This is a genomic window from Pseudoalteromonas sp. ASV78 (assembly GCF_047806705.1).
In the GTDB taxonomy this organism is placed as follows: Bacteria; Pseudomonadota; Gammaproteobacteria; order Enterobacterales; family Alteromonadaceae; genus Pseudoalteromonas; species Pseudoalteromonas prydzensis_A.
Window position 1 is genome coordinate 2488395 of the sequence record NZ_JBLOPA010000001.1, and the last position, 16012, is coordinate 2504406.

Consider the following 16012-nt stretch of genomic DNA (forward strand, 5'->3'; position numbering starts at 1 on the left):
AGCACAAGCTTAACAAGAAATAATCGTTTCAAACTGATGATTTTTCATTGATCAAGGATTAATCTTCGCACGTATTATGAGATACTCAGTAAATCAATTTGGTAATGAAACGAGATAGCATGGAAAACATTGAAGTCCGAGGCGCCCGCACGCACAATTTAAAAGACATCAGCCTAACCATTCCCCGTGATAAATTAATTGTTATCACCGGGCTATCTGGTTCAGGTAAATCGTCTTTAGCATTTGATACCTTATATGCAGAAGGGCAGCGTCGGTATGTAGAATCTTTATCGGCCTATGCCAGACAATTTTTATCTTTAATGGAAAAACCGGATGTTGATCATATTGAAGGGCTGTCGCCAGCAATTTCAATTGAACAAAAATCAACGTCACATAATCCTCGCTCCACCGTTGGTACCATTACCGAAATTTATGATTACTTACGCTTAATGTTTGCCCGTGTTGGTGAACCGCGTTGCCCTACTCACGATTTACCACTCGCGGCACAAACCGTGAGCCAAATGGTAGACACTGTTTTAGCGTTCCCTGAAGGCAGTAAATTGATGTTACTGGCTCCTGTGGTAAAAGAACGCAAAGGTGAGCACGTTAAGTTGTTAGAGCAACTTGCCAGTCAAGGTTATATTCGCGCCCGTATTGACGGCGAAGTATGCGACCTCTCTGATCCACCGACTTTAGAACTACATAAAAAACACACTATTGAAGTCGTAGTTGACCGCTTTAAAGTTAAAGATGGTTTACAACAACGCTTAGCTGAGTCGTTTGAAACCGCGCTAGAGCTGTCTGCTGGTGTAGCAACGATTGCCTCGATGGATGATTCAAGCGCCGAAGAGTTACTGCTCTCTGCTAACTTTGCTTGCCCAACTTGTGGCTATGCGATGAGCGAACTCGAACCTCGGTTGTTCTCGTTTAATAACCCAGCGGGCGCATGTCAAAGTTGTGATGGTTTAGGGGTTCGTCAATATTTCGACCCAAATAGAGTGATTCAAAACCCTGAGTTAAGTTTATCTGGTGGGGCAATCAAAGGCTGGGATAAACGCAGTTTTTACTATTTTCAGATGCTGCAAGCGGTTGCTGAGCACTATAAATTTGATTTAGAAATGCCCTTTCAGGAACTGTCTAAAGACGCTAAAAAAATCATTTTAGAAGGTTCTGGCGAGACAAAAATTGCTTTTAACTACCGCAACGATCGAGGGGACTTAATAACTCGTAACCATGAGTTTGAAGGCGTACTCAATAATATGAACCGCCGCTATCGTGAGACCGAATCAAATTCAGTGCGCGAAGAGCTGGCTAAATACCAAACCAGCCAAGCGTGTCCAAGTTGTAAAGGTTCGCGCCTACGCCAAGAAGCGCGCAGTGTATTTATCGGCCAAACTAACTTACCCGCTATCACCAGTATGAGTATTGGTGAAGCGATGAGCTTTTTTGAGCAACTAAGCTTAACCGGTCAAAAAGGCCAAATAGCTGAAAAAATCTTAAAAGAAATTCGCGATCGTTTATCATTTTTGATCAATGTCGGCCTAAATTATCTCTCTTTAGAGCGCAGTGCCGATACTTTATCTGGTGGTGAAGCGCAGCGGATCCGCCTAGCCAGCCAAATTGGTGCTGGCCTTGTTGGCGTAATGTATGTGCTTGATGAACCATCGATTGGTTTACATCAACGCGATAACGACCGCTTATTAAAAACCCTTATCCACTTACGTGATCTCGGTAATACCGTGATTGTAGTTGAGCATGATGAAGATGCGATCCGCGCCGCCGATCACATTATTGATATTGGCCCCGGCGCTGGTGTACATGGCGGCTATGTAATAGCTCAAGGTACCCGTGATGATATTTTGGCCAGTGCAGAGTCTGTCACAGGGCAGTTTTTGTCGGGTAAACGCAAAATTGAAGTTCCTAAAGAGCGTCATAAAATCAACGACAAGTGGTTAGAGCTGTTTGGCGCTAGCGGTAATAACTTGAAAAATGTCGATTTAAAAATACCTTTTGGTTTAATGACCTGTATTACTGGTGTATCAGGCTCTGGTAAATCAACGCTTATCAACGACACTTTATTCAAACTCGCGCATACCGAACTAAACGGCGCAACCACCGCCGAAGCTGCACCATACAAATCAATTAGTGGCCTTGAGCATTTTGATAAAGTTATCGACATTGACCAAAGCCCCATTGGCCGTACGCCACGCTCAAACCCAGCCACATATACCGGTATTTTTACTGGTATCCGTGAGTTGTTTGCGGGTACGCAAGAATCACGTTCGCGTGGTTATAAAGTGGGTCGCTTTAGCTTTAACGTTAAAGGTGGTCGCTGTGAAGCCTGCCAAGGCGATGGCGTAATTAAAGTCGAAATGCACTTTTTACCGGATGTATACGTGCCGTGTGATGTCTGTAAAGGACAACGTTATAACCGCGAAACGCTCGAAGTACAGTACAAAGGTAAAAACATTCACCAAGTGCTTGAGATGACAGTGGAAGATGCGCACGACTATTTTGATAAAATACCCGCCATTGCACGCAAACTAAAAACCTTAATGGATGTCGGCTTGTCGTATATTCGCTTAGGTCAAGCAGCGACTACGCTCTCTGGTGGTGAAGCGCAACGGGTTAAACTCGCCCGTGAGCTATCAAAACGTGACACAGGCAAAACCTTGTACATTTTGGATGAGCCAACCACAGGCTTGCACTTTGCCGATATTGAGCAATTATTAGTGGTGCTGCATCGCCTACGCGATCATGGCAATACTATCGTAGTTATTGAGCATAATCTTGATGTAATAAAAACAGCCGATTGGATCATTGATTTAGGTCCTGAAGGTGGCGCTGGCGGCGGTGAGATCCTCATTGCAGGCACGCCAGATGAAGTAGCCGAATGTGAGCGTTCACATACCGGTCACTATTTAAAAGCGCTACTTTAAGCGGTTTTATTAAAATTATAATAAAGAGTTGGTAAAAAAGTCCGAATATTGTTACTCGGGCTTTTTTATGTTCTGTTAATTGCGGGGATTTTTAATTTCCCTACTCATCCCAGTCAGGATACTGCTCTGGTTTGATACCGCTTTCGAGTGCCACTCTAGGGTAGACAGTGCTTGGCTTGTTAGTAAAACGTTTTTTACGACTTTTATTTATTTGAAACAACCAGCTATCGCCGTAATCAAACATATAAAAGAGCTTTTTACCTGCTAATTTTGAGAATATAGTTTCAACGGTTTCTTGAATTACTTCATCTTCATCGCATGATATACGCAGCGCATTTCTAGAATAAAAAGAGCTAGCAATACAAAACTCATACATGTGATCATTATCAAAACCGACTGCAAATAAAATGGCCTCATGTAATTCCTCTAAGCTGCAGTTAATAGGGATTTCTAAAGCACATTCCCATTCATTTTCGGCATGTATCCCATCAAGTAATTTTATCTTTAAAGTTTCAATCATTTTCTGACTTCCCCTGTTTTCTACCAAACTTGTCAAACTACTCGTTTTAAATTTATATTATATTGATATATCAATCATAACTGTCATAAGCAACTAATTCTGTAAAGATACTAAGTCCTACCTAACGCCCAAACCGCTACCAACTGACTAATTTTATTTACGTGTCTTTGACATCTCGGCGATTGAATAACAGCTTGCTGTTGTCGGTTACATTAAACGCGAACAATTTAAAATCAACATAAGCTTCTGCAAACTCATGGGTGGTTAGATTAAAACGGGCCACGCGCGAAATACCATCACTGATATATAAATACTCGGCATTGATTGCATGAAAAGAGGTTGCTCGTGCGCTATCAGGAAGCTGCGAACATTGTCTGATCAGCTCCTCACTGGCTACTGCAAAGCTACGTCCTTGATTACCATTGAGTAATGTAATTTAATGTTTTATAAGTAAAAAAATACCGCTGAAGATAACAATCATTCAGCGGTATTTTTTATCTATATCGCAATTACGGGCGGGGAATAAATCCTAACGCGTTGTAAACTGACTTTAATGTCACTTCTGCACGGGCGCTGGCTTTTTCAGCACCAGTTCTCATGATGGTATCAAGCAATGCTTGATCTTCACGTATCTCTTTAAAGCGCGCTTGGATTGGCTCAATCATGCTTACTACTGCATCAGCGGTGTCTTTTTTCAGGTGGCCATACATTTTATCTTCGTACTCTGGCACTAACTCTTCAATCGAACGTTTAGTCGCAACAGACATAAGCGTTAATAAATTTGAGACACCTGGTTTTTCAGTGCGATCAAAATAAATACGCGCTTGCTCGTCTGAATCGGTTACTGCTTTTTTCAGCTTTTTCTCAATCTTTTTGGGTTCGTCTAACATCATGATAAAACCATTGGGGTTTTCATCTGATTTAGACATTTTTTTCAGTGGATCTTGCAGGCTCATAACTCGCGCGCCAAACTCAGGAATATAAGGTTCTGGAATAGTGAACACTTCACCATATAAGTTATTAAAACGCGTTGCGATATCACGAGTAAGCTCTAAATGCTGCTTTTGATCATCACCTACTGGTACTTGCGCCGCTTGATAAAGTAAAATATCCGCCGCTTGTAATACCGGATAAGCAAACAAACCAACATTTACGTTGCTGGTGTTCTTTGCTGACTTATCTTTAAATTGGGTCATGCGGTTCAGCTCACCCATTTGCGCATAACAGTTTAATACCCAACCTAACTGCGCATGCTCAGGCACTTGCGATTGTACAAATAACGCCGCTTTTTCAGGGTTAATACCGCATGCTACATACAAAGCGATGCCATCTAATACACGGGCTTTTAAGAGCTCTGGATCTTGGCGTAAAGTAATCGCGTGCAAATCAGCTAACATAAAGTGACTGTCATATTCTTCCTGTAGCTTTACCCACTGGTTAATAGCGCCAACATAGTTGCCTATTGTCATCCCACCGGTTGGCTGCATGCCACTTAACACTACTGGTTTACTCATGATGTTCCTTTATATTTCTAAAGTTAAAAATGCTAAAATTACGGGTCACTTACCTTTGGGTAAGCACAGGTATTATATCTAAGAATGTATCGCAGAGGTACTGCGGATTATGGTCACTCAGGTTTTCACCTTGGTTATAACCATAAGTTAATGCAAGCATATCTATACTTGCAGCACGCGCTGCTAAAATATCACTTTTTGAATCACCGATCATTATTGCTTGGCTTACTGGTACATTTAATTGCTGACAAGCAAACAACAGCGGTTCAGGAGATGGCTTTTTCGCCATATCGTCACCACAGACTATTACCTCAAAGTGACTGGTTAGCGCTAGTTTATCAAGGAGCTTTTCTGTGAAACATCGCGCTTTATTGGTGATCAAGGCTTTAGGCATACCTCGCAATGCTGCAAGGCCGGTTTCCACATGTTGGTACAAGACACTGTATTCACCAACTAGTTGTTCATAATGCCCGTAAAACAACGTAATTGCTTTATCAGCAAGTACAGCGTCTAAATGCTCGCTCACTTGCATATCACCACTTAAACCTCGTTTTACCAAAGTTTCAATGCCATTGCCGACCCAACTTTCTACCAAGCGCTGGCTAACAATAGGAAACGCCAAGTCAGATAATGTCAGATTCATTGCGATATATAAGTCATAAACGCTATCAACTAAAGTACCATCTAAATCAAATAAAGCAGCTTCGTACTTCATTACTTTATACCCTCTAACTGGGCACGCATTTGCTCTATCACGGCTTTATAATCTGGCTGATTAAAAATAGCAGAGCCAGCAACAAACATGTCGGCCCCTGCTTGTGCGGCGGCGGCAATATTATCGACTTTAATACCACCATCAACTTCTAAGCGGATTGCACGCCCTGACTCAGCTATAATTTTTCGTGCTTGGCGTAGTTTTTCTAAAGTATGAGGAATAAAACTCTGGCCACCAAAGCCAGGATTAACCGACATGAGTAAAATCACATCGAGTTTATCAATCACGTGCTCTAAGTAGCTTAAACTGGTTGCCGGATTAAATACTAACCCAGCTTGGCAACCATGATCTTTGATCAACTGCAAAGTGCGGTCAACATGCTCACTGGCTTCTGGATGAAAAGTAATGATTGAGGCGCCAGCATCGGCAAATTGTGGAATTAAACTATCAACAGGCTTAACCATTAAATGCACATCAATAGGCGCGGTAATGCCATAGTCACGCAGTGCTTTGCATACCATAGGCCCGATTGTTAAGTTTGGTACATAGTGATTATCCATTACATCAAAATGAACTACATCTGCACCAGAAGCTAAAACACGCTCGACATCTTCGCCCAAGCAAGCAAAATCAGCAGATAAAATAGACGGGGCAATAAGGTACTTTTGTAGTGTTTCTAACATAAACAATCCTTAGTGATATTAAAAATGCGCAAAATAGCAGGGCCTTTAATTGGCATAATGTAACCTAAATCAAGCTATTCCCCAAGAACCCCAGCTAATTAAAGCTTTAACTCTATTTTAATTTTTGCAATGGTTGAATTTTAAACAACTAAATTTAAACATTACTTTTACTTTAAGCTTTTAATTTTATTAATTTTTTATATTTGTTAAGGGAAAATTAAGTTTGTTATTTGAGCATTTTTTATGTATGCTCTAGTGAGTTACACTATTATGGACTTAGTAAAATGCGTGCTTTTAAAATCGGGATCTTAACTGCGGCGGCTATAACTATCGGTACACTAAGCTATTTTTCAAAAAGTGATGATACACTTATCGCGGCTAACGATTGCCAATGTAGCTCAGGTCATTTAACAATTAATAATGCAGCGCAATGCATGAAGGTCGAACAAGAATCAAGTTGGATGTCATGGCTCACTGGTGATAGTCGCAGTGCACAATTTCATTATTTAGATTTACTTGAATTATTAACCAGCTCAGACGAACCACAAAAAGCGCGTTCACTTAGCCCTAGGTTCTAATCAAATGCAGCAACTGTTCAGCGCCATACAAAGTGTTATTGCGGCATTTTTTGGCGTGCAGTCTGAAAATAAACGTCACGCTGATTTCAAACAACACTCCCCACTCAGTATTATCATCATTGCGATTATGTTATTTATTATTTTTGTTGCCGCTATTTATGGCGTGGTGACTTGGGTGCTAAGTACATAGCCATCAACTCATTGACTTTATTACGTGATCCCCCTTTTGGACTAATCGTCCGTTTAACTTGAATTTCAGCCAGGGTTGCCTGACTGTATATTTTGCGAGTCCAGACTGTGTCGTGATTTGAGATCAACACCGGTGTGTTGCTCTCAAATGCAGCTTGTTCAGCTAAATTAGCTAGATTCGCCTGATCATCTAAATTAAATCCCCCTTTAGCATACGAGGTAAACGACGCCGTTTTGCTCAAAGGCACATAAGGTGGATCACAATAGATCACCGCATTATCGGGTACTAATTTAAATACATCATCATAACCTAAGCAGGTAAATGTGGCTTGCTGGGCTTTCTCTGCAAAGAAGTACATTTCATTTTCAGGAAAATATGGGCGCTTATACTTACCAAACGGCACATTAAAAATGCCTTTTAGGTTATAGCGACATAAGCCATTGTAGCCATGGCGATTCATATATAAAAATAAAATCGCTCGCTCGTAGATGTCATTACTTTGGTTAAACTGTACGCGGTAATCGTAATATGCGTCAGGCTGGTTGTTTAAATCAACAAACAGCTTTTTAGCATCGCTGATGAATTCATCTGGTGAGTTTTTTAATTCGTTATACAAGTTAATGAGATCAGCATTAATATCATTAAGAATATAATCTTTAAAATCTGTATTTAAAAATACCGAGCCAGCGCCAACAAACGGTTCAACTAAGGTATCGGCGTGTTTACTCGCTTCATTTAAGCGTGCGCTAATATCTTCAACTAAGCTGTATTTTCCGCCAGCCCATTTAAGGAAGGCTCTGGTCTTTTTCTGCATCGGCTCTTTACTTCAAACTGGTGTGCCGCGATTTTACACTAATCAAAGTAAGTTTACTGATCTAGTAACGCGATTTCTTGTTTTATTTTACTAATTTTTTTATAAAACGGCTGATTTTTACGCACTGTTGCAGATAAGTTCGATAACGCCTCTCGGGCACTTTTTAAGTCATCGTAACTGCCATAGGTTACCAGAGTCCACAATTTACCATTACGTCGTGTCTGATAGACTTTAGCAAGTGGTTGTAACCCCTGTTCAACCACATACTGTTCAGCAATTGTTTGTTGAGTCACCGCTAATAACTGGATCACGAGCTGATCATCCCCCTGCTTTAGATACCAGCTATTATCAACGGGTAGAATAGCCTCAGCAATGGTACTAACCTCGGGTTCAATAACATCATCAGCTAGACTCGTTGTGACATCCACCGGCTCTGCTGCTGGCGCCAAACTATCTAATATTGCCGCGATATTATTCTCCTGAAGAGGATTTTCAGTTGGCAGCTTATCATGTTCTGACTGAGCGTGTTGCTCAGCTAATTGAGCATCTACAGCTTCGACTTCTGAGGGATCGGTTGTCAATGCTGTTGCAGGTTGCTTTAAAGTATCGACTGCGATTGCCGTTGCCACTGGGGTTTTTGGTTGTTGCTGATAAAAATCTTGCCACCAACGGGTCATATCTGCTTGATACAAAAAACCAATAATCAGCAGCATAATAATCACCAGCAGCGCAATTAACTGCACTCGCCACGAAACTTTATCTGTCACGGCTACTTTTGCAGTATGCTGCGTCGGCTGCCAGGCTAATAATAAACTAGGGTTACCATGCGCTTCTTGTAAAAAAGCTTGAAAGACAGGATCTTCATCATAAGGTAAGTCTGGAAAATAGCACTGCATAAGCTGCTTACTTTCAGCCATAGAAAGCGCTTCTAAATGAATTTCTACAGCGCTTTTAAACTGCCCTACTGATTGCGATGCCAGTAAAATATATAAAGTCGTCGGGCTATGTTTGGCGAGTGTTGTGAGCTCTTGCACCATTTCATCAGATAAATGCCGGCCGCCATCTAACACCCACAAGCATGGACCACAGTTTTGCTGTTTAGCGAGTTGATAAAAATTTTCTGACAAGCTTAAGTTTTGATCAATTAATGGTGAACGAAAACTTTGCTCAAGTAACTCACTCATTAATTGTACATCAGTCATGCGCGCACTTAGCTGCACAAACGATTTATTGAAATCACTGTATTTATCGGTAATAAAGGTTTCAAGAAGATAACTTTTACCAAGTCCAGACGGACCCAGTAAGACAATTAAATTTTGCCCATATTCAAACTGTAGGGCAATCCGATCAACCAAAGCCGCACGGCTAGGTAAGATTTGCGATTGCATTAGCGCCCTATTAAATCTCGGACCTGTTGATCTGAGACATCATCAACCAGCGCGCATTGACCAAACGCAGTAGGAAGAATAAAGCGGATCGTGCCTTTTTTATTCTTTTTATCTTTACGCATATGATGAAGAAAATGTTCAGCTGTCATGACATCAGGGATCTCACTAGGCAAATTATATTGCGCTATTAAGGTAACGATCCTTGCAACTTGTTGTGCGCTTAAATCGCCACGGGTATGCGCAAGTTTTGCCGCTAGTACCATACCAGTTGCCACAGCTTCGCCATGCAACCATTGACCATAGCCCATTTGCGCTTCAATCGCGTGTGCAAAGGTATGACCTAAATTAAGTAACGCACGCAGACCTGCTTCTTTTTCATCTTGGGCAACAATCAGTGCTTTAATTTCACAGCAACGAAAAATCACATGCTGGATGGTTTCTTCATCCAAGGCTTGCAATTGCGCGGTGTTATTTTCCAGAAAGCTAAATAACTCAGTATCGTAAATTAAGCCATATTTAATGACTTCAGCCATACCGGCTGCAAATTCACGAGCAGCAAGTGTATGCAGTGATTGCGTATCGATAAACACGGCTTGCGGCTGATAAAACGCCCCAATCATGTTTTTACCCAAAGGATGGTTAACCGCCGTTTTACCGCCAACTGATGAATCAACTTGCGATAATAAGGTAGTGGGTACTTGAATAAACGGTACGCCGCGTTGATAGCAGGCCGCCACAAAACCAGTCAGATCACCTACCACACCACCACCAAGGGCGATTAAACAGGTATCTCTGCCGCAATTATTTTCAAGTAAAAATGCCGAAATTTTCTCAAACCATTCCAGTGATTTATATTGCTCACCATCAGGAATAATAAAACTTAGCGGATTTAAATCAGCTAACAACGCCATTGCATCGCTTAGGTATAAAGGTGCAATGGTGTCATTAGTGATAATGATAGGTCGACAATCACCAATATGATGACGCAGCCTGTCAGTCTGTTGAAGTGCAGATTGACCAATATAAATAGGATAACTTCGCTCGTCTAAATTAACTGTTAATTCAAGCATCGCTAGTATCCTTTTCTTATTGGTATTTAAAAATCTAATTTCTCGATGATTTGATTAGCGACAACTTTAGCGCTTTGCTCATCAGTGCGTACAACAAAATCAGCTACTTCTTTATACAACGGTTCGCGTTCTTCAGCTAAGCGCTCTAATACATCACGAGGTGCTTCTTCTGTTTGCAGTAATGGGCGACGCTTGTCGCGCTGCGTGCGTGCAACTTGCTTTTCGATCGGCGTCTCTAGGTATACAACGATACCACGAGCCGAAAGCTTGTTTCGTACTTCTTTGCTCATCACTGAACCACCACCTGTTGCAAGTACAATACCCTGCATTTCAGTTAGGTCACCAATGACAGATTCTTCACGAAGTCGAAAGCCTTCTTCACCTTCAAGATCAAACACCCAGGCAATATCTGCACCGGTACGGCGTTCGATTTCTTGATCAGAATCGACGAATTCAAGGTGCAATTGGTCTGCAATGTGACGACCAATTGTGCTTTTGCCAGCCCCCATAGGGCCAACTAGAAATATATTACGTTTTTCAGCCATATCTTTTAGTACAAACGAACTCTAAAATTTGAAATAAAACCCCGCCTAACGACCTGGCCCCAAAATTAAGGAGGGGATTATCTCAGTAATTGATTGGGTATTTCAAGTCAATTAGAACAAAAAGCCAATTAACGAGCAATTAAAGTTAATAATTGCCCATTGTGTAAGAATAAATCAGTGTAAATTACTCTATTTGGATTTTCGGAGTAACGAAAATCAGCAATTCTTTCTTTTCATTAAACTCACTTGTACTTCTAAACAGCACTCCTAGGTAAGGAATATCACCTAATAATGGTACTTTTTTAACTGAGTTAATGATTTGCTGCTGGAATATACCACCAAGAACTACTGTTTGACCATTCTCAACCAGTACTTGGGTTTGAATTTCTTGGGTATCAATTGCAACTGCAGGTCCTGTTCCAGTTTGCACTGTATCACCACGCGTATCTTGAGTAATGATCAAATCCAAAATCACTTTATTGTCTGGGGTAATGTGTGGTGTAACTTCAAGGCTCAACACAGCCTTTTTAAAACTCACCGTGGTTGCCCCACTTGAAGCAGATTCAACATACGGGATCTCAGTACCTTGCTCAATGCGCGCTTTTTTCTGGTTAGCAGTCGTAATACGCGGACTTGCGATAATCTCACCGCGGTTCTCTTCTTCCAACGCGGTTAGTTCTAAATCAAGCAATGTGCCATTGGCTAACTTAGCAACGTGCATACCAATGCTGCCAGCAGCACCTGTAATAGGCAGGTTGACATTAAGGCGGTCAGAAATACTGGGAATGGTGCCGTTAGAAATCGTGTTAGCGCCTTCTAAGGTGCCCGAAATACCATCGGTGCCTTGTTGATCGCTAAACCCCCAACGTACGCCTAAATCTTCTTTTACGTTGTCACGTACAGTAACCATACGTGCCTCAATAACAACTTGTCTAACTGCGATATCTAAGGTCTCAACCATACGACGCACACTTTCAATACTTTTTGCAGTGTCTTTGATCAGTAAGGTATTGGTGCGCTTATCAACGGATACACTGCCGCGAGCACTAATGATGCTATTGGTATCTGTTTTTAGTAGATCGGCAAACTCTTCCGCTTTTGCGTAGTTCAAGCGAATGTATTCACTGTAAAGCGGCTCTAAGTCTTCAACTTGCTGCTTGGCTTTGAGTTCTTTTGCTTCACGGGCGGCCAGTTCTTCAGAAGGTGCCACCATTAAGATAGAACCATCCATGCGTTTATCAAGACCTTTAACACGCAATACCACATCAAGGGCTTGATCCCATGGCACACCGTCTAAGCGCAAAGTAATATTACCATTGACTGAGTCACTGGTTACTAAGTTAAAGTCGTTATAACCGGCGATGATCTGTAATACCGCACGCACTGAGATATCTTGGAAGTTTAAGGTCATTGGCCGACCTTGATACTCTTTACCGCCTTCTAAGTAAGAGCGTTGCGAGTCATCTTTTTCAACCGTTAAAGTCAGGATGTTTTCAATTTGCTGGTAGGTAAATTTAAACGCGGCATTGGGGCTGATCACCACCCGACTCATATTGCCTTCTTTAAATGTCTCAATTGAGCTCACTACCGTACTAAAATCAAGCACATCGAGTTCATACAATAAGTCATCTAAAATATTGGTGTGATGAAACTCAGCAATAATTTTCCCACCGCTTTCATGCACATCAATAGCTGCTTGGGTATCTTGTAAAAATACTAATACTCGCGCTTCACCTTTTTCACCACGACGAAAATCAATCGACTGGATTGAGTTAATATAATTACCCGTCACAACTTGCGCTGCGTTATTACCCTCTTGTGAAGTGAGTGGGTTATCAGATACATGTAATGAAACAAGATTATTAGTAACTGTGGTTTGGTAAATTTTTAAACGCTCTAAATGCACAGTAACGATTAATGTACCATCCGTAGTGACACTGCTCACTTTTTCAATACCAGCTTGATTGATTGGCACGTCAGCCAAACCTTGCTCAACATCGGCTGCGTTGAAACGCATTTCGATACGGGCTGGATTATTGAAAACCTGAACTTTTGGCTCTTCGCTCAGCTCTTCATCAAATACTAACTGTAACTGTGTTTCTCCAGCCATTAACGGGTTATAACGAACGTCATACAATAGCGGTGTCGCCATTGCTGATTGCGTGATAAAAAGGGCAATAACAACAAACAAAGCCTGCTGAATGCGATTACTCCAAGATACTCCCTTCTGCATTTTAATTTTACCTTTTTTATTTTTAACTAGTGCCATTGGAGCTTGCCTCTAACATTTCAAGCTTTGTCAGCCGCTCTTTCCAACAACCAGACCCATCGGGAATTAATTCTAACAATTCTATATAATCACTTTTTACTTGTTGAACAACGCCATGATACAAACCGATATGATTGCCCACGGTTACTCGGTGCAAGGTATCATCAGCCGCTTTAATTAATGCCCAAGTTTGGCCATCAGACCCCAAGGTGCCTTTCATTGCGAGATTATCCAACGGATATTTTTCTAACACCTCACGGGTACGTTCAGGATCAGGGTGTAAGCAGTTTTTTACTTGGATCATATTATTTTGAATAATTTCCGGTTGCGGCGCAACAAAAGGGCTACGTAACTGCTGTGCATTGTATTCAAAATGTTCAAATTTTGTCAGTTTTGGGATTGCCTCAACTTTAGGCGTAGTACTGGCTTTAACTTGATCAATAAATTCTTTTTGCTCAGAGGTATCATCGTTACATGCACTTAGCAACACACTGCTGAGTAGAACAAAGGCTAATTTTTTCATTTTTTAGCCCCTACTTTCTTCACGCCACCTTCATAGCGGTAAGTTTTAGCTACCACACTAAAGGTCAGTTTGCCTGAATCCGAACTATTAATTGAAAAGTCATGCAAACTAACGATACGCGGCAGTTGCGCCACCTTACCAACAAAATCGCCAAACTCATGATAGCTGCCTATTACTTCAATTTTAATTGGTAATTCAGTATAAAACTCTTTTTCAACTTCAGGTAACCAGCCAATTTTAAGGAAGGTTAAGCCACTCGTAGTACCTACGTAGGATAAATCATCTAGCAAGCCCGGTGTCTCGTTTGAGGTTGGTAAGCGTTTTAACAGCAAAGAAAACTTTTCTTCCATTTCAACCATTTGTTGGCGGTAAATTTCTAAGTTACTAGCTAGGGCATACTTCACTCGATAAGTGCTACGTAGCTCAACTTCCTTACTAACCGCACTCTTGTAGCTATCAATTTCATCTGAAACCAATAAGCTGTAGCTAAAAAACAACACTAATGCGGCAACGAAAGTACAACAAATAACTTTAACTACAATCGGCCAATCGCCAATATTCTCAAGCTCAATTTCGTTCCATTCAATCTCGGTTAACGCTTTGATATCAAGGTTCATTATTTAACCTCGCCAATTTCATCAAAAGCTTTTACGTAAAATTCCATATTAAAATCACTTAATAAGCGTGATGATTTTTCCCCAGCAACAATACCTTGCATAATGGGTTTTTCGAGCAAATAAGAGTTCTGTACTTCACGCAGCATATTTGAAAGGTGATTATTAGATTCGCTACGGCCAACAACATGAATAGCACTCCCTCGGCGCTCTAACTTAGTTAAGTAAACACCAGTAGGTACTATTTTGGCAACTTCATCCATAATCTGGGTGCCCAAGTTACGACTACTTTGCAACTCTTCAATTAAGCGCATACGCTGTTGTAAGTTTTCTTTCTTTTTGTCTAATTCACGAATTTCACTAATGCGTCGATCTAATTGGCTAATTTCTGTTGTAAGGTAATTATTTTTAATATTTTGCCCATCTCGCAAATTACCGTAATAAGTACTCAATAAATACATACTCATAAAACTACCAAGCACCACTAAAAACAAAATAGTGGCAAATTTATTTTGCGACTGTTTTCGTTGTTGTTCGCGCCACGGCAGGAGATTTATATGTGGCATGATGAAAAACTCCTTAATGCCAATCCCGTCGCTATTGCAAATTGCGTACGATGGCGCTGTAACACATTGCGATCAACGTGCGCAGAAATCTCCATATTAGCGAACGGTTCTGCCACTATGGTATGAATACCTAACTCTTCAATTAGCAATCTATCTAGGCCATCAATCATCGCAGTACCGCCAGTAAGTACAATATAATCAATTTGATCTTTACCACTGGTGGTTAAAAACATCTGCACGGCACGGCGTACTTGTTGTAACAATGAGGTTTGAAACGGTGCCAACACTTCAAAGGTATAGTTAGGGGGTAGATCGCCAGTGGTTTTACCAATCTCAGCTTCATCAAAGCTTTTATTATAATAGGCCACAATACTGTTGGTGTATTGGTCACCACCAAACACTTGGTCTCGGGTATAAATAGTTTCACCACCGAGTACCACACTGACCAGCATCAGTACTGCGCCAATATCGACCACAGCCACACATTTATTAAACGCATCACTGGGTAATTGTTGATAATAAACATCCATAGCACGGCTCAGCGCATAGCTTTCGACATCGACTACTTTTGCGGTTAAACCGGCCGATTCTAACGCGCCAACGCGAGCTTCAACACTTTCGGTACGCGCAGCAGATAACAACACATTCATTTTTGAAGGGTCTGCTTCGTTAGTACTTAGTTTTTCAAAATCTAGGCTAACTTCATCTAATGGGTAAGGAATAAGGCTGTCAGCCTCGATTTCAATTTGTGACTCTAGTTCTGCATCACTGAGTGTAACATCCATAAAAATCACTTTCGTGATTACCGTTTGCCCAGACACCGCAACTGCAGCAGATTTAATTGATTTAGGTAATTTACGTTTTAACTTAGTAATAATATTACCAATCGCTTCAATATCTTGAATATTGCGCTCAGCCATAGTACCTTTTGGCATTGGCTCTATTGCTAACGCCTCAAGCCGGTAGCCGCTGTCCGTTTCATTCAGTAACACTGCTTTTATAGCGTGTGACCCGATATCTATCCCTACCATCATCGATGAAGACTTACTCAATAGTTGACTTAGCATGTTCGCAACTTGGCCTT

At 41.2% G+C, this 16012-nt stretch carries 17 protein-coding genes; 3 read left to right on the forward strand and 14 right to left on the reverse strand.

What is annotated here, in order from left to right; all coding sequences use genetic code 11:
* The first annotated feature begins 119 nt into the window (after positions 1-119).
* The gene (gene uvrA / locus ACMVDV_RS11315; RefSeq protein ID WP_416158186.1) at positions 120-2939 is read left to right on the forward strand and encodes an excinuclease ABC subunit UvrA; all 2820 of its coding nucleotides are present in this window, start codon (positions 120-122) and stop codon (positions 2937-2939) included.
* A gap of 100 nt (positions 2940-3039) precedes the next feature.
* Here the strand turns inward: uvrA and ACMVDV_RS11320 are convergent, their stop codons facing one another.
* The 5 genes from ACMVDV_RS11320 to rpe form a co-directional block, all read right to left on the reverse strand.
* Entirely contained in the window at positions 3040-3459 is a 420-nt protein-coding gene (locus tag ACMVDV_RS11320) for an IS1096 element passenger TnpR family protein (RefSeq protein WP_416158187.1), read from the reverse strand.
* Between the two features lie 157 nt (positions 3460-3616).
* Positions 3617-3742: a hypothetical protein gene (locus ACMVDV_RS11325; RefSeq protein WP_416158188.1), complete on the reverse strand. Its 126-nt coding sequence runs from the start codon at positions 3740-3742 to the stop codon at positions 3617-3619.
* 226 nt (positions 3743-3968) lie between these two features.
* Positions 3969-4973: a tryptophan--tRNA ligase gene (gene trpS / locus ACMVDV_RS11330; protein ID WP_304182824.1), complete on the reverse strand. Its 1005-nt coding sequence runs from the start codon at positions 4971-4973 to the stop codon at positions 3969-3971.
* Positions 4974-5022: 49 nt separating this feature from the next.
* Positions 5023-5688: an HAD-IA family hydrolase gene (locus tag ACMVDV_RS11335; protein WP_304182826.1), complete on the reverse strand. Its 666-nt coding sequence runs from the start codon at positions 5686-5688 to the stop codon at positions 5023-5025.
* The gene (gene rpe / locus ACMVDV_RS11340; protein WP_416158189.1) at positions 5688-6371 is read right to left on the reverse strand and encodes a ribulose-phosphate 3-epimerase; all 684 of its coding nucleotides are present in this window, start codon (positions 6369-6371) and stop codon (positions 5688-5690) included. The genes ACMVDV_RS11335 and rpe overlap by 1 nt, the downstream gene beginning before the upstream one ends.
* Before the next feature lie 284 nt (positions 6372-6655).
* On the opposite strand from rpe, the gene ACMVDV_RS11345 reads away from it, so the two are divergent.
* Positions 6656-6949 (forward strand): hypothetical protein, encoded by a 294-nt coding sequence (locus tag ACMVDV_RS11345; RefSeq protein ID WP_304182828.1) that lies wholly within the window; start codon positions 6656-6658, stop codon positions 6947-6949.
* 4 nt (positions 6950-6953) lie between these two features.
* Positions 6954-7139: a DUF2970 domain-containing protein gene (locus tag ACMVDV_RS11350; RefSeq protein ID WP_304182829.1), complete on the forward strand. Its 186-nt coding sequence runs from the start codon at positions 6954-6956 to the stop codon at positions 7137-7139.
* Here the strand turns inward: ACMVDV_RS11350 and ACMVDV_RS11355 are convergent.
* The 9 genes from ACMVDV_RS11355 to ACMVDV_RS11395 all read right to left on the reverse strand — a co-directional run bounded on the left by ACMVDV_RS11355 (position 7102) and on the right by ACMVDV_RS11395 (position 15995).
* Complete coding sequence (locus ACMVDV_RS11355; RefSeq protein ID WP_304182830.1) at positions 7102-7953, reverse strand: Dam family site-specific DNA-(adenine-N6)-methyltransferase; 852 nt, start codon at positions 7951-7953, stop codon at positions 7102-7104. The genes ACMVDV_RS11350 and ACMVDV_RS11355 overlap by 38 nt on opposite strands.
* 53 nt (positions 7954-8006) lie before the next feature.
* Positions 8007-9341 (reverse strand): AAA family ATPase, encoded by a 1335-nt coding sequence (locus tag ACMVDV_RS11360; RefSeq protein ID WP_416158190.1) that lies wholly within the window; start codon positions 9339-9341, stop codon positions 8007-8009.
* Positions 9341-10411: a 3-dehydroquinate synthase gene (gene aroB, locus ACMVDV_RS11365; protein ID WP_304182832.1), complete on the reverse strand. Its 1071-nt coding sequence runs from the start codon at positions 10409-10411 to the stop codon at positions 9341-9343. The genes ACMVDV_RS11360 and aroB overlap by 1 nt, the downstream gene beginning before the upstream one ends.
* 26 nt (positions 10412-10437) lie before the next feature.
* A complete protein-coding gene (aroK, locus tag ACMVDV_RS11370; RefSeq protein WP_008466255.1) occupies positions 10438-10956 on the reverse strand; it encodes a shikimate kinase AroK in 519 nt (172 codons plus the stop codon).
* A gap of 184 nt (positions 10957-11140) precedes the next feature.
* Positions 11141-13225: a type IV pilus secretin PilQ gene (locus ACMVDV_RS11375; protein WP_416158191.1), complete on the reverse strand. Its 2085-nt coding sequence runs from the start codon at positions 13223-13225 to the stop codon at positions 11141-11143.
* Positions 13212-13748, reverse strand: coding sequence for a pilus assembly protein PilP (locus tag ACMVDV_RS11380; protein ID WP_304182841.1), 537 nt, complete (start codon positions 13746-13748; stop codon positions 13212-13214). The genes ACMVDV_RS11375 and ACMVDV_RS11380 overlap by 14 nt, the downstream gene beginning before the upstream one ends.
* A complete protein-coding gene (locus ACMVDV_RS11385; RefSeq protein WP_304182842.1) occupies positions 13745-14365 on the reverse strand; it encodes a type 4a pilus biogenesis protein PilO in 621 nt (206 codons plus the stop codon). Before ACMVDV_RS11385 ends, ACMVDV_RS11380 begins: the two co-directional genes overlap by 4 nt.
* Positions 14365-14928, reverse strand: a complete 564-nt coding sequence (locus ACMVDV_RS11390) for a PilN domain-containing protein (RefSeq protein WP_304182843.1) — start codon at positions 14926-14928, stop codon at positions 14365-14367. Before ACMVDV_RS11390 ends, ACMVDV_RS11385 begins: the two co-directional genes overlap by 1 nt.
* Positions 14916-15995 (reverse strand): pilus assembly protein PilM, encoded by a 1080-nt coding sequence (locus ACMVDV_RS11395; RefSeq protein ID WP_416158192.1) that lies wholly within the window; start codon positions 15993-15995, stop codon positions 14916-14918. The genes ACMVDV_RS11390 and ACMVDV_RS11395 overlap by 13 nt, the downstream gene beginning before the upstream one ends.
* Positions 15996-16012 lie beyond the last annotated feature (17 nt).

Coding starts and splice junctions, on each gene's coding strand:
- ACMVDV_RS11385 (WP_304182842.1), bottom strand. CDS start 14,365: ATGAACCTTGATATCAAAGCGTTAACCGAGATTGAATGGAACGAAATT.
- aroB (WP_304182832.1), bottom strand. CDS start 10,411: ATGCTTGAATTAACAGTTAATTTAGACGAGCGAAGTTATCCTATTTAT.
- ACMVDV_RS11380 (WP_304182841.1), bottom strand. CDS start 13,748: ATGAAAAAATTAGCCTTTGTTCTACTCAGCAGTGTGTTGCTAAGTGCA.
- uvrA (WP_416158186.1), top strand. CDS start 120: ATGGAAAACATTGAAGTCCGAGGCGCCCGCACGCACAATTTAAAAGAC.
- ACMVDV_RS11320 (WP_416158187.1), bottom strand. CDS start 3,459: ATGATTGAAACTTTAAAGATAAAATTACTTGATGGGATACATGCCGAA.
- rpe (WP_416158189.1), bottom strand. CDS start 6,371: ATGTTAGAAACACTACAAAAGTACCTTATTGCCCCGTCTATTTTATCT.
- ACMVDV_RS11395 (WP_416158192.1), bottom strand. CDS start 15,995: ATGCTAAGTCAACTATTGAGTAAGTCTTCATCGATGATGGTAGGGATA.
- ACMVDV_RS11375 (WP_416158191.1), bottom strand. CDS start 13,225: ATGGCACTAGTTAAAAATAAAAAAGGTAAAATTAAAATGCAGAAGGGA.
- trpS (WP_304182824.1), bottom strand. CDS start 4,973: ATGAGTAAACCAGTAGTGTTAAGTGGCATGCAGCCAACCGGTGGGATG.
- aroK (WP_008466255.1), bottom strand. CDS start 10,956: ATGGCTGAAAAACGTAATATATTTCTAGTTGGCCCTATGGGGGCTGGC.
- ACMVDV_RS11360 (WP_416158190.1), bottom strand. CDS start 9,341: ATGCAATCGCAAATCTTACCTAGCCGTGCGGCTTTGGTTGATCGGATT.
- ACMVDV_RS11390 (WP_304182843.1), bottom strand. CDS start 14,928: ATGCCACATATAAATCTCCTGCCGTGGCGCGAACAACAACGAAAACAG.
- ACMVDV_RS11350 (WP_304182829.1), top strand. CDS start 6,954: ATGCAGCAACTGTTCAGCGCCATACAAAGTGTTATTGCGGCATTTTTT.
- ACMVDV_RS11355 (WP_304182830.1), bottom strand. CDS start 7,953: ATGCAGAAAAAGACCAGAGCCTTCCTTAAATGGGCTGGCGGAAAATAC.
- ACMVDV_RS11335 (WP_304182826.1), bottom strand. CDS start 5,688: ATGAAGTACGAAGCTGCTTTATTTGATTTAGATGGTACTTTAGTTGAT.
- ACMVDV_RS11345 (WP_304182828.1), top strand. CDS start 6,656: ATGCGTGCTTTTAAAATCGGGATCTTAACTGCGGCGGCTATAACTATC.